Origin of the sequence: Buchnera aphidicola (Brachycaudus cardui), from assembly GCF_005081945.1 — a bacterium.
Lineage (GTDB): Bacteria > Pseudomonadota > Gammaproteobacteria > Enterobacterales > Enterobacteriaceae > Buchnera > Buchnera aphidicola_AN.
The window spans coordinates 56,154-69,104 of record NZ_CP034879.1; the positions used below are offsets into that span (position 1 = coordinate 56,154).

At 25.5% G+C, this 12,951-nt stretch carries 12 protein-coding genes; 6 read left to right on the top strand and 6 right to left on the bottom strand.

The genetic code is table 11. From position 1 onward, the window contains the following. Positions 1–26: 26 nt before the first annotated feature. The 4 genes from argH to cysE all read left to right on the top strand — a co-directional run bounded on the left by argH (position 27) and on the right by cysE (position 3,456). Complete coding sequence (argH, locus tag D9V67_RS00260) at positions 27–1,406, top strand: argininosuccinate lyase (protein ID WP_158358941.1); 1,380 nt, start codon at positions 27–29, stop codon at positions 1,404–1,406. Positions 1,407–1,523: 117 nt separating this feature from the next. After that, entirely contained in the window at positions 1,524–1,955 is a 432-nt protein-coding gene (locus tag D9V67_RS00265; RefSeq protein WP_158358943.1) for a rhodanese-like domain-containing protein, read from the top strand. 142 nt (positions 1,956–2,097) lie between these two features. Beyond that, positions 2,098–2,544 (top strand): protein-export chaperone SecB, encoded by a 447-nt coding sequence (gene secB / locus D9V67_RS00270; RefSeq protein ID WP_158358945.1) that lies wholly within the window; start codon positions 2,098–2,100, stop codon positions 2,542–2,544. An 87-nt stretch (positions 2,545–2,631) separates the two neighbouring features. Further along, positions 2,632–3,456 carry a serine O-acetyltransferase gene (cysE, locus tag D9V67_RS00275; RefSeq protein ID WP_158358947.1) on the top strand — a complete coding sequence of 275 codons (825 nt, stop codon included), beginning with the start codon at positions 2,632–2,634 and terminating at the stop codon, positions 3,454–3,456. Between the two features lie 96 nt (positions 3,457–3,552). On the opposite strand, the gene rpoD is transcribed toward cysE, so the two are convergent. The 3 genes from rpoD to rpsU all read right to left on the bottom strand — a co-directional run bounded on the left by rpoD (position 3,553) and on the right by rpsU (position 7,571). Further along, complete coding sequence (gene rpoD, locus D9V67_RS00280) at positions 3,553–5,391, bottom strand: RNA polymerase sigma factor RpoD (protein WP_158358950.1); 1,839 nt, start codon at positions 5,389–5,391, stop codon at positions 3,553–3,555. A gap of 157 nt (positions 5,392–5,548) precedes the next feature. Continuing rightward, positions 5,549–7,282 (bottom strand): DNA primase, encoded by a 1,734-nt coding sequence (gene dnaG / locus D9V67_RS00285; RefSeq protein ID WP_158358952.1) that lies wholly within the window; start codon positions 7,280–7,282, stop codon positions 5,549–5,551. 73 nt (positions 7,283–7,355) lie between these two features. Continuing rightward, positions 7,356–7,571 carry a 30S ribosomal protein S21 gene (rpsU, locus tag D9V67_RS00290; RefSeq protein ID WP_009874014.1) on the bottom strand — a complete coding sequence of 72 codons (216 nt, stop codon included), beginning with the start codon at positions 7,569–7,571 and terminating at the stop codon, positions 7,356–7,358. Positions 7,572–7,762: 191 nt separating this feature from the next. Here rpsU and tsaD point away from each other — a divergent pair, with 191 nt between their 5' ends. Continuing rightward, positions 7,763–8,767, top strand: a complete 1,005-nt coding sequence (tsaD, locus tag D9V67_RS00295) for a tRNA (adenosine(37)-N6)-threonylcarbamoyltransferase complex transferase subunit TsaD (protein ID WP_158358954.1) — start codon at positions 7,763–7,765, stop codon at positions 8,765–8,767. Between the two features lie 39 nt (positions 8,768–8,806). Here tsaD and ribB read toward each other — a convergent pair whose 3' ends face one another. Both ribB and rfaE1 read right to left on the bottom strand, forming a co-directional pair. Further along, on the bottom strand, positions 8,807–9,445 hold the full coding sequence (gene ribB, locus D9V67_RS00300) for a 3,4-dihydroxy-2-butanone-4-phosphate synthase (protein WP_158358956.1): 639 nt from the start codon (positions 9,443–9,445) through the stop codon (positions 8,807–8,809). Positions 9,446–9,652: 207 nt separating this feature from the next. Further along, positions 9,653–10,600 (bottom strand): D-glycero-beta-D-manno-heptose-7-phosphate kinase, encoded by a 948-nt coding sequence (gene rfaE1 / locus D9V67_RS00305; RefSeq protein ID WP_158358958.1) that lies wholly within the window; start codon positions 10,598–10,600, stop codon positions 9,653–9,655. A 192-nt stretch (positions 10,601–10,792) separates the two neighbouring features. On the opposite strand from rfaE1, the gene D9V67_RS00310 reads away from it, so the two are divergent. After that, positions 10,793–12,019 (top strand): tRNA CCA-pyrophosphorylase, encoded by a 1,227-nt coding sequence (locus tag D9V67_RS00310; RefSeq protein ID WP_158358961.1) that lies wholly within the window; start codon positions 10,793–10,795, stop codon positions 12,017–12,019. Between the two features lie 67 nt (positions 12,020–12,086). Here the strand turns inward: D9V67_RS00310 and D9V67_RS00315 are convergent, their stop codons facing one another. Further along, positions 12,087–12,884 (bottom strand): undecaprenyl-diphosphate phosphatase, encoded by a 798-nt coding sequence (locus D9V67_RS00315; RefSeq protein ID WP_158358963.1) that lies wholly within the window; start codon positions 12,882–12,884, stop codon positions 12,087–12,089. Positions 12,885–12,951 lie beyond the last annotated feature (67 nt).

Genomic DNA, 12,951 nt, shown 5'->3' on the forward strand with positions numbered 1-12,951 from the left:
TAATTACAGTTTTATAGAGAAAAAACATGGTGCTTTGGGGTGGACGATTCATTAACGAATCTCATAAATTATTTAAAAAATTTAATACATCTTTATCTTTTGATTATATTTTAGTAAAAGAAGATATAATTGCTTCAATTGCTTGGTCTAAAGCTTTAATGAAGAGTAATATTCTTACGGCAGAAGAGCAAATAAAAATAGAATCTGGACTACTTTCTTTATTAACAGAAATTAAAGATAATATTAAAAATATTCTTACAAGTGACTGTGAAGATATTCATAGTTGGGTTGAATTAAACCTTATTAATAAAATTGGACAATTGGGAAAAAAATTACATACAGGTCGTAGTCGAAATGATCAAATCACTACTGATTTAAGATTATGGTGTAGAAATGAAGTTCATATTATATTAAGTAATCTTGTTAATTTACAGAAACATTTTATTTTAATTGCTGAAGCTAATTATAACGTTATCATACCAGGATATACTCACTTACAACGTGCTCAGCCTATTACTTTTTCATATTGGTGCCTAGCCTATGTAGAAATGTTAAGACGAGATGAAAGTCGCTTAAAAGATGTTTTAAAACGATTAAATATTAGTCCTTTAGGTTCTGGCGCTCTTTCTGGAGCCGCATGGAAAATTGATCGTGAAGAATTAGCTGCTTCTATGGGTTTTAACTCAGCAAGTAATAATGCACTAGATAGTGTTTCTGACCGAGATTATGTTATTGAATTATTATCCTGTGCTTCTATTTGTATGATGCATTTATCTCGTTTTTCTGAAGATTTGATTTTTTTTAATTCTGGAGAAGCAAATTTTATTGAATTATCTGATTTAGTTACATCTGGTTCATCATTAATGCCACAGAAAAAAAATCCAGATGCATTAGAGCTTATTAGAGGTAAATGTGGTCGTGTTTATGGTTCTTTGAATTCTATTTTAGTGGTATTGAAAGCTCTTCCTTTATCTTATAATAAAGATATGCAAGAAGATAAAGAAGGTTTATTTAATTCAATAAAAACGTGGAATGATTGTCTTTGTATAGCAGTATTAATTTTGAAAAATATAAAAATCAATACTGAATGTTGTCGACAAGCTGCAGAAGAAAGTTATTCTAACGCAACAGAAATTGCTGATTATTTAGTAAAAAAAGGTTTAACTTTTCGTGAAGCACATAATATATCTGGTCAATTAGTACTTCGAGCAATTAGTGAAAAAAAATCTTTAAATAATTTACAGTTATCTGTATTTAAAATTTATAGTAATCTTATCGAAGATGATATATACAAGAATATTACTTTAGAATCTTGTCTTGAAAAAAGATTATCTAAAGGAGGTGTAGCACCATGTCAAGTACATCAAGAAATTATAGACGCAAAGAAAAGATTAAATATTAATTGAAAAATATTTTATTAAAAAAAGATATAGTTATTAACTAGCATTTAAAATTTTTTAAATGCTCAGTTAATGATTTTATTTTATAATATTTAAAGTATAAGTATATAGGATATATAATTTATGCAGGATATAATGTTTTTTATTAGTGAACATTTCATACTGAGTAGTATATGGTTTGTTTGTCTAATAATTTTAACATTGTTAATGATTAAAAATTTATTTTTACAATGTAAATTTATTAATAATATAGAAGTGATCAAATTAATAAATAAAAACAATGCTATTGTAATTGATACCCGTTCTTTAGAACTTTTTAAAAAAGGTCATATTATTAATTCTATTAATATACCATTAAAAAATTTTTGTTTAAAAAATATTCAAGCAGTAGATACATATAAATCTTCTCCTATTATTCTTATATTAAATGAGACATATCAATATAATAATTGTATCAAAGAATGTATCAAGAATGGTTTTCATCAGATTTATATTTTTAAAAATGGCATATATTATTGGAATTTAGATCATTTGCCACTTGTTGTTAAAGATTGATACTGGTAATAAATATTTTTTGTTTATAAATTATTTTGAATAAAATTTATTATCAGAAATATATTATCTGTATACAAATAACAATATAAATATAATTTTATTTCTTAAATAGATCAATATTTATTAAATTTATGGATATATTATGTCAGAAGAAAAAGTAAAGAAAAAATCCTTTGAAATTCAACGTATTTATATAAAAGATGCTTCTTTTGAAGCACCAAATACACCTAGTGTGTTTCATTTAGACTGGAAACCTATTGTTAAATTTCATTTAAATACTTTTTTTAAAAAAATAGAAAAAAATATTTTTGAAATTGTTTTACAGATAAAAATTATTGTTAAGATTAAAGAAAGTCTAATATTTTTATGTGATGTAGATCAAGCTGGTATTTTTTTTATTGCAGATTTAAACGAAAAAATATTAAATTATTATTTATATTCTTATTGTCCTAATATTTTATTTCCTTATGCCCGTGAATGTATCTCTAGTTTAGTTTCGCATGCTAGTTTTCCACAGATGAATCTTGCTCCTATCAATTTTGATGCTATGTATGATAATCATATGAAATTTAAAAAAAATAGTGAATAAAAATCATCTATTAATTTAATTTTATTACAGATGATATAAATATTTTTTTAATAATAAAACATAATAAATATTGTTTTGGAGAAAATTATGTATTTTTTAGAAAGATCAAAAATATGGAATAAAATAGTCCGTCAAGCTTCTTTTTTATTAAATGAAGAACCAATTTTATCAGATTTTTATACAAATAGTATATTACAACATAATAATTTAATTGATTCTTTGAGTTATATATTAGCAAATAAATTATCTACATCTATGCTTTCTGCAAAAAAAATGCAAAGTATATTTCATGATATATATTCTAATAATTCTTCTATGTCAAATATTGTAGTAAAAGACATAAAAACTATATTAAAAAAAGATCCAGTAGTAAAAGACTATTTAACACCCTTATTATATTTTAAAGGTTTTCATGCGTTAGAAGCTTATAGATTAAGTCACCACCTGTGGAATCTAAAACAAACATCATTCTCTATATATTTACAAAGTAGAGTATCTACTGTTTTTGCAGTTGATATTCATCCAGCTGCTCGTATTGGTTCTGGCGTAATGTTAGATCATGCTACTGGTATTGTGATTGGAGAAGGTGTGATTATAGAAGATGATGTTTCTATTTTTCATTCAGTTACATTAGGTTCAACCGGTAAAAATAATAGTGAAAATAGACATCCTACAATTAGGAAAGGAGTTATTATAGGTGCTGGAGCAAAAATATTAGGAAACATTGAAGTAGGTTCAGGTGCAAAAATAGGTGCTGGTTCTATAGTATTAAAAAACGTTCCTTCATATGTAACAGTCGTTGGAGTACCAGCAAAAATTATCGGTGAATTAGATAGTAAAAAATATTTTTCGATAGAAGAAAAAAGTAATTTATCATGCACAAATAGATTTCAATATGGAGATGGTATTTAATTGATAATTTTTTATAAAATAAAAACTTCTGTTTTTATTTAAAAAATAGTATACAAAATATACCAGCACAGAAGTTTTATTTTATATTGAATAAATTTAATCATCTAAAAAACTACGTAATACTTCAGATCTACTTGGATGACGCAGTTTTCTCAGTGCTTTTGCCTCTATTTGACGTATTCGTTCTCGAGTAACATCAAATTGTTTACCAACTTCTTCTAAAGTATGATCAGTATTCATATCAATTCCAAAACGCATACGAAGTACTTTTGCCTCGCGTGCTGTAAGACCTGATAAAACATCATGTGTTGCTGATCGTAGACTTTCAGATGTAGCTGAATCTAATGGTAGCTCTAAAGTAGTATCTTCTATAAAATCACCTAAATGTGAATCATCATCATCACCAATTGGTGTTTCCATTGATATTGGTTCTTTAGCTATTTTTAATACTTTTCTAATTTTATCTTCAGGAATAAGCATTTTTTCAGATAGTTCTTCTGGAGTAGGTTCGCGACCTATTTCTTGTAACATTTGTCTAGAAATACGATTTAGTTTATTAATTGTTTCAATCATATGAACTGGAATACGAATGGTGCGAGCTTGATCAGCGATAGATCGAGTGATAGCTTGTCGAATCCACCAAGTTGCGTAAGTAGAAAATTTGTAACCACGACGATATTCGAATTTATCAACTGCTTTCATTAGACCAATATTTCCTTCTTGAATTAAATCCAAGAATTGTAATCCTCTATTTGTATATTTTTTTGCAATAGAAATGACTAAGCGCAAATTAGCTTCGACCATTTCTTTTTTTGCACGTCTAGCTTTTGCTTCTCCAATAGACATACGTTTATTGATATCTTTAACTTGTGCAATTGTTAAACCAGTTTCTTCTTCAATTTCAATTAACTTATTCATACTAATAAAGACAGCTTCTTTTACTTTTTTTAAATTTTCAGACCATGGTTTATTGGTATTTTGTTCTTTTATAAACCAGTTGTTATTAATTTTGTTTTCTGAAAAAATTTTAATGAAGTTTTTTTTAGGCATTTTACATTTTTCGACGCATAATTTCATAATAATTCTTTCTTGGACTCGCACTCTTTCCATCATATATCGCATATTATTAACTAAATGATCAAATTGCTTCGGCACTAATCGAAACTGTTTAAAAACTTCTGAAAGATTATAAATTTCTAATAATGCATCTTTATGCGTTCTATTTTTATTTTTTATTGCATTATTTGTATTATTATACTGCATTCGTAATTCAGAAAATTTTTCATTGGCTAATTCTGGATCAATACTATGATCATCTTCATTCTCTTCTTGATGATTTTCTTCATCTTCTTCAGAATTTTGCTCTTCATCTAAAAGTTCAGAGCCTATATGAATAGATGCGCTAGAAAAAACTTCCTCTACGTTTGGATCTACAAAACCAGTTATTATATCCGATAATCGTATTTGTCCAGTTTTAATGCGATCATATTGTTCTAAAAGATAAGTAATTGCTTCTGGATATTCTGAGACTGAACATTGAACTTGATTTATACCTTCTTCAATACGTTTAGCTATATCAATTTCTCCTTCTCGTGTTAATAATTCTACTGTTCCCATTTCTCTCATATACATGCGGACAGGATCAGTAGTTCGTCCTAATTCTGATTCTACGCTAGATAATACTTGTGTTGCTGCTTCGACTGCATCATCATCTGTATCTGTATTTATTTCGTTTAAGATTAGATCATCAGCATCAGGTGCTTCTTCAACGACTGGAATTCCCATATCATTAATCATCTGAATAATATCATCGATTTGTTCAGAATCAATAATCTCTTCTGGTAAATGATCATTAACTTCAGCATATGTTAAATATCCTTGCTCTTTACCATGTGTGACAAGGAGCTTGAGTTGTGATTTTGGGTTGTGATCCATAAGATGGCATCCAAATTCTGTTAATTTTATGAAAATTAATTGACTATATTGTCAATGATGAACAATAATGAAGTTATTTTAAATATATAAAAAAATATTTTTTATTTCAATTGGTAATAAGATGAATGGCTATTTATTTTTTTGAAAGTGTTGTATATTATTTTTTTGATAATGCTTTATTAATAGACCAAATCTCTTTTTTTTCAATTATAGTTAATCCTCTTATTCTTTCTTGAGCAATGAGATATTCTTGTCTTTCTTCAAGAATTTTATCATATATATTCATTAATAAATCTAAAAACATATTTTGAATTTCTTCTTGAATAATCATATGATCCCATCTAGCTAAAGTTTTTAAAATATTAATTATTTTAGTATCTCTATAAAATTCTAATAATTGACCTGTATTAATATGAGGATTAGAAAGACATGTTTTTAATATTTCTAAAAAAATTGGTAATCCCTTTACTTTTAAATTTTTAAATTTTATTATTGAAGGTGCTACTGTCGATAAAGCAGGATTTTGTATCAGTAATGCTATAAGAACTCTCATAGGAGTTCTTTTAATTTGAAATTGTGATCTATATGTTTTTTTAATTTCATATTCATAGAGAAATTTTTCAAATTGATGATCATCTAAAATTCCTATTAGTCTACCTAATATTTGACGTAAATAAATACGTATTGTATCACTAGAAATACTATTGATTAATGGTAATGCACGTACACTCAAACTGAACTTATCTTCAGATGAAGATAAATTGAAATTACGTAATAGACATTTAAAAAAAAATTTTGGCATAGTAATTGCGTTATTAATACGTTTCTGAAAAGCATCTCTGCCTTCTTTTCTTATAATTGAATCAGGATCTTCATTTCTCGGTAATAATATAAATTTTAATGTTTTTTGATCTGATATATATGGTAAAGCTTTTTTTAAAGTCCGCCAAGCTGCATTTTTACCTGCATCATCACCGTCATAGCAATACACGACGATATCAGTATTCTGAAAAAGAAGTTGAATGTGTTCACTAGTTGTTGAGGTGCCTAATGGAGAAACTACATAATTAATATTATATTGTGTTAATGTTATAACATCAATATAACCTTCGACTACTAATAAATATTTTGGTTGTTTGCATTTTTTTTTAACTTGATATAGTCCATAAATATATTTTCCTTTATGAAAGATATCTGTTTCAGGTGAATTAAGATATTTTGGTAAACTATTATTTAGTGAACGACCACCAAAACCTATAATTCTTCCATGAAGATCTTGTATAGGAAATATTATACGTCCTTGAAATTGATCATATTTATATCCTTTTTTGTTAATATGAATTATATTATAATGAATAAATTTTTCTTCTAATTCTTTACTAATATGAAGATTTGTAGAAAAATTTTTCCAATTAAAACTAGAAAATCCAAGTAAAAAAAAATCAATCATTCTTTGATTAATACCTCTTTCAGCTAAATAATGGTAAGCTGAATCAGTAATATTTATATTTTTCTGATATAATTTACATAGTTTTTCCATAAATAAATATAAATTTTGTTTTTTAATATAAAAATTATTATTTATTTTATTTTCAAATGGTATTTTTACACCATGCATTATTGAAAGTTCTTCAATACTTTCAATAAAACTTAAATTTTCATATTTTATTAAAAAATCAATAGCATTTCCATGTGCATTACATCCAAAACAATAGTAAAATTGTTTTTCATAACTTACAGTAAAAGATGGAGTTTTATCATGATGAAAAGGACAGTTGGTTTGATAATTTTTACCATATTTTTTTAATGTTATGCGTGTATTAATTAGTTCTACAATATTGGTACGAGATAGTAGTTCAGTAATAAAATATTTAGGTATTTTTCCAGACATATACTTTGATATTATAGAATTTATGTCCGTTCTTAAAGAAGAACGGTTTTTTAATAGTTTTTTAAAAATACATTTAATACATACGAATACGTCTTGCATTTTCTCGTGTAAGTTTTTTTGCAAGACGTTTTACTGCAGAAGCTTTAGCTCTTTTACGTTCTGTAGTTGGTTTTTCATAAAATTCTCTTCGACGAATTTCTGCTAGAATTCCAGCTTTTTCACAAGAACGTTTAAACCGACGAAGTGCTACATCAAATGGTTCATTTTCGCGAACTTTTATGATAGGCATATAAACATTTACCTCAAAAATTTGTTTTACTAAATTAAATGCATATTACAATATCTGCTTAAGAAAGTAGATTAATAGATCCTATATCAATCTGTATGATATTGTAAAGTAGCATTTTGTATCTTTAATATAGTTTTTAATAAATTATTTGTTAATTATTAAAAAATAAGCTTATAAGGTTGTAAATAATTATGAAAGTATTAGGCATTGAAACTTCCTGTGATGATACAGGAATTGCTGTATATGATAGTGAAAAAGGTTTATTGATTAATAAAATCTATCATCAAAAAAAATTATATAATATGTATGGAGGCGTAATTCCTGAGTTATGTTCTCGTGAACATATACGGTCAATAACTATTTTATTAAAAAAAATATTTCAAAGTGATAGTATTATTCAGGATATTGATATTATTGCATATACTGCTGGACCTGGTTTAGTCGGATCTTTATTAGTTGGTGCTACATTTGCATGTTCTTTAGGATTTTCTTTAGACATTCCAGTTCTTCCTATTAATCATATGGAAGCTCATTTATTATCACCTATGTTAGAATGTAAATCAATTGAATTTCCATTTATTGGATTATTAGTATCAGGAAAACATACTGAAATTATTGCTGTTCATGCATTAGGTAAATATGAAATACTCGGAAATTGTTTAGATGACGCAGCAGGAGAAGCATTCGATAAGATTGCAAAATTATTAGAATTGCCATATCCAGGTGGATCTGAACTATCTAAATTAGCATGTCAAGGAATTAAAAACCATTTTTATTTTCCTCGTCCTATGATAAAGCATCCAGGATTAAATTTTAGTTTTTCAGGATTAAAAACTTTTACTACTCAAGTTATCCATGAATCTGGTAAAAATATGCAAGAAAAAGCTAATATTGCAAGAGCTTTTGAAGATGCAGTAATTGATATATTGTTAATTAAAACTAAAAAAGCATTAAAACAGAAAAGATGGAAAAATTTAGTTATAGCTGGTGGTGTAAGTGCAAATCATCTTTTACGCAAAGAAGCAGAAAAAATGATGGAAAAATATTTTAATGGCCAAGTATTTTATAATAGTTTAGAATTTTGTACAGATAATGGTGCAATGATTGCATATGTTGGATTTTTACGCCATCTAGAAGCAAAAAATCCTCAATTAGATATTTTAGTTAATCCAAAATGGTCTATTAGTGACTTATAACCTTTATTTTATTCTATAGAATAGTTGCTATCAATATAATTATATATTTTTAATGTATAAGATTAAATCTTGAATAGTTAATATTGGCATTTTATTTTTTTTAGAAAATATAATTACTTCAGGTGTACGAGCCATAGTTCCATCTTTATTGGTTAATTCACATATTACTCCAGCTGGTTTAAAACCTGCTAATGAAACAATTTCAATAGCAGCTTCTGTATGTCCTGCTCTTGCTAAAATTCCACCGCTATTGGCTCTTAATGGAAAGACATGTCCTGGTCTATTTAAATCACTAGGTTTAGCGTGATCTGCGACTGCAGTTTTTATAGTAGTAAGTCTATCTTGAGCTGATACACCAGTAGAAACACCTTTAGCAGCTTCTATTGTCACTGTAAATCCTGTACGATATTTACTAGTATTTTTTTTAACCATCATAGGTAAATCAAGTTTTTTTCTTCTAGATTCTGTAATACAGAGACATACGATACCGCTACCATATCGAATGCTTAAAGCCATTTGTTCTACTGTCATATTTTCACATGCAAAAACAAGATCTCCTTCATTTTCACGTGTTTCATTATCTAATATAATAATACCTTGACCAGATTGTAGAGCAAATATTGCTTTTTTAATTCTCTCTATAGGTGTTCCAAATTGATATAAGAGCGCTTGGTTCATTTTAAAAAACCTTTTTTATGTATTAATACTCATTATTTAAAAAATAACATTTGTAAAATAAATGGCTTATATAATTAATATCTTATAATTGAAATATTTTTTTATAAATAATAGTTATTATATATTGAAATAAATGTGAGATCAATGTAGAAAATTATAGCTCTGATTTAGAGATAATATTTTTTGAATAAATATAAACATATTTTTTTATTGAAAATTTAATGCAGAATTTAATTCATTAATTGTTATAGTTTCAGTGCCAACTTTTTTAATAACTATACTAGCTCCAACATTAGCATAAAAACATGCTTCTTCTAAAGAATATCCTATAGATAAAGAAGCAGCAATTATAGAAATTACAGTATCTCCGGCTCCAGTAACATCTCTTGTTATTTTTGATATAGCAGGAAAATGAATTGGTTTTTTTTCCGATTGAAATAAAGTCATGCCATTTTTAGAACGAGTGACTAATAATGCTGATAAATTTAATTTAGATAATAATTTTATCCCTTTTTGTAAAATTTCTGTTTCTTTATAACATTTTCCAACTATTTTTTCAAACTCAGAAAGATTAGGTGTTAATAAGCTCGCTCCAGAATATTTTTTAAAATCCATTCCTTTAGGATCAATAAGTATAGGAATAGACATTTTTTTTGCTAAATGAATTATTCTGCTAATATGAACTAAAGTACCTTTTGCATAATCTGATAATATTAAAACTTTACAATATGGCAATGAATGAATAATTTTTTCATATAAAAAATCAATTTTTTCAGTAATATATTTTTCTTGAAAATCCACTCGAATTAATTGTTTATTTTCTGAAAAAATACGAATTTTAGTAATTGTTTTATTTTTTTTTATGGAAATAAGATCGCAATAAATTCTAATATGATTTAAAAGTTTTTTTAATATGATACCTTCATTATCTATTCCAATAAAACCAATTATTTTAGAATTACCACCAATTTCTGCAATGTTTTTTGCTACATTTGCAGCACCTCCAGGTTGTTTATTTATGCTATGAATTTTAATGATGGGAGCTGATTTTTCAGAAAGCATAGAATTATTTTTACTATACCAATAGCAATCTAATATTAGATCTCCCACGACAAGAACAAATGAATTTGTAAAATCAATATTTTTTTTTTTCATGATTTTATCTCTCAGATTAAAAGTATTTTAATAATTTATTTATTTTATAAATAAAAAATAATTATATTTTATATATCTTATCTATAAGATAATTACAAGATTTAATTACTGAAATCAATATTTTTTTAAAAAAAGTTTTATTTTTTTTATATTCTAGAATAGAATTTTATTCTTTATTACGAGAAAAAAATTATGAAAATATATTTAGTAGGAGGAGCAGTTCGTGATGCTTTACTAAACTTACCTATTAAAGACAAGGATTGGGTCGTAGTCGGTGGAACAAAAGAAATACTATTAAAAAAAAATTTTCAACAAGTTGGAAAAGATTTTCCAGTATTTTTACATCCAGAAACACATGAAGAATATGCTCTAGCAAGAAAAGAAAGAAAATCTGGAAGAGGCTATACTGGATTTGATACTGATAGTAACACTAATGTAACTTTAGAAGATGATTTAATAAGACGAGATTTAACAATTAATGCTATTGCTCAAGATGAATATGGTAATTATATTGATCCTTTTGAAGGAAAAAAAGATATTGAATGTCGTTTAATACGTCATATTTCTGAATCTTTTATAGAAGATCCATTACGTGTTTTACGTACAGCAAGATTTGCTGCTGCTTTAGTACATTTAGGATTCACAATTGCAAAAGAAACGATTGATTTAATGTCTATTATAGTGAAAAAAAAAGAGTTATTGTATTTAACTGCGAATAGAATATGGAATGAAACGGAAAAAGCTTTTCAAACTTCTAATCCTCATGTATATTTTCAGATACTACATACTTGTAAAGCACTTCAATTTTTTTTTCCAGATATGTATTTTTTATATGAAAACAATTTTTTTTTAAAATATAATACGTTCAATAAACATATTATATTGATGGGATTAGCAAAAATATCAACATTTGAAAAAAAAATTGATATACGTTTTTCTTATTTATGCCAGTTTTTATCTATTAATCAAATGTTTTTAAAGACTTCAAAAATTTTTTATGATACTCATTCTGCTTCTATGATTAAAAATTTATGTAAGCGTTTTAATATTCCATCTTATATTCGAGATATAGCTGTTTTAAATACTGGTTTTTGTATTTTTTTAAAGACTATTAATTATCAATCATCTAAAAATATTGTCAGAATGTTTTATAAAATTGATGCGTGGAGAAAGCCAAATCGTATAAAAAAATTATCATTTTTAATTAATTTTAATTCTTTCAATATTTTTAAATCTAATTTTTTCCCTTCTCAATCAAGTTATTTTTTAAAAAAATATTTTTCTGTTGTACAAAATGTTTCTATTCAACTAATTCTAAATCAAGGATTTACAGGATCTGCAATTAAACATGAATTAATACGTTTAAGAATTAATAAGCTTGAATCGTGGCGTTTTAAAAATATGAAATATTATAATTAGGTATATAGGTATCAAAATTAAAAGTATAACTATATTTTTTTTATTTTTTTTAAAATATATTATGAATCTAATTTATTAAATAAATTAATCCAACTATTATAAATCGATATATTGCAAAAAATATTAGTGACTTTTTATTAATTATTTTTAATAATTTTTCTATACATAATATAGAAACTATAAAAGAAATAATAAATCCAATAAAAAATATTGGATATTCTGATATGTTAACGTTTTTAAAATTGTTTATTAATTCGAAAAAAGATGATCCCATTAGTAATGGAATAGAGATAATAAAAGAAAAATCTATTGCCACTGAACGTTTAATCCCCAATAGTACTCCTGCTCCTATAGTTGCGCCAGATCTTGAAAAACCCGGACATAAACAAAAAATTTGGAACAAACCTATGATAATAGCTTCATAGAAATTGATTTGATAAAGATTTAATGTTCGATATTGTTTAGGTTTAAATATTTCGGAAATAATAAGAAACAAACCACCAAATATTAATGAATACATAACATTATTAGTATTAAAAAGTAGTTTAATCTGTTTATAAAATATCAATCCTAAAAATATTGTAGGCACAATCGAAATAAAAATATGTAAAAAATTAGTTTTTTTATTTTTAATATTGATTTTAACCTTTAATATTTTAATGATTTTTTCACGAAAAAAATATAACATTGCTAATGAAGAACCAAATTGAATAAACATTTCTAATATGTTCGTATTATTATTTTCTATTCCTAACCAATGAGAAGCAATAATCATATGTCCTGTAGAAGAAACTGGAAGAAATTCTGTTATACCTTCAATTATTCCAATAATAATAGAAGTAACAATTTTATATACATCAATCATATTTTTCCTACTATTTTTTTAAATTTAATGTTAAATAGATTAAAACGGTACTAAAGAATAGCACCGT

What these genes read in the sequence shown, in the direction of transcription:
- rpsU (WP_009874014.1), bottom strand. Translation starts at nt 7,571, where the DNA reads ATGCCTATCATAAAAGTTCGCGAAAATGAACCATTTGATGTAGCACTT.
- dnaG (WP_158358952.1), bottom strand. Translation starts at nt 7,282, where the DNA reads ATGTCTGGAAAAATACCTAAATATTTTATTACTGAACTACTATCTCGT.
- D9V67_RS00315 (WP_158358963.1), bottom strand. Translation starts at nt 12,884, where the DNA reads ATGATTGATGTATATAAAATTGTTACTTCTATTATTATTGGAATAATT.
- cysE (WP_158358947.1), top strand. Translation starts at nt 2,632, where the DNA reads ATGTATTTTTTAGAAAGATCAAAAATATGGAATAAAATAGTCCGTCAA.
- D9V67_RS00265 (WP_158358943.1), top strand. Translation starts at nt 1,524, where the DNA reads ATGCAGGATATAATGTTTTTTATTAGTGAACATTTCATACTGAGTAGT.
- D9V67_RS00310 (WP_158358961.1), top strand. Translation starts at nt 10,793, where the DNA reads ATGAAAATATATTTAGTAGGAGGAGCAGTTCGTGATGCTTTACTAAAC.
- ribB (WP_158358956.1), bottom strand. Translation starts at nt 9,445, where the DNA reads ATGAACCAAGCGCTCTTATATCAATTTGGAACACCTATAGAGAGAATT.
- tsaD (WP_158358954.1), top strand. Translation starts at nt 7,763, where the DNA reads ATGAAAGTATTAGGCATTGAAACTTCCTGTGATGATACAGGAATTGCT.
- rfaE1 (WP_158358958.1), bottom strand. Translation starts at nt 10,600, where the DNA reads ATGAAAAAAAAAAATATTGATTTTACAAATTCATTTGTTCTTGTCGTG.
- rpoD (WP_158358950.1), bottom strand. Translation starts at nt 5,391, where the DNA reads ATGGATCACAACCCAAAATCACAACTCAAGCTCCTTGTCACACATGGT.
- argH (WP_158358941.1), top strand. Translation starts at nt 27, where the DNA reads ATGGTGCTTTGGGGTGGACGATTCATTAACGAATCTCATAAATTATTT.
- secB (WP_158358945.1), top strand. Translation starts at nt 2,098, where the DNA reads ATGTCAGAAGAAAAAGTAAAGAAAAAATCCTTTGAAATTCAACGTATT.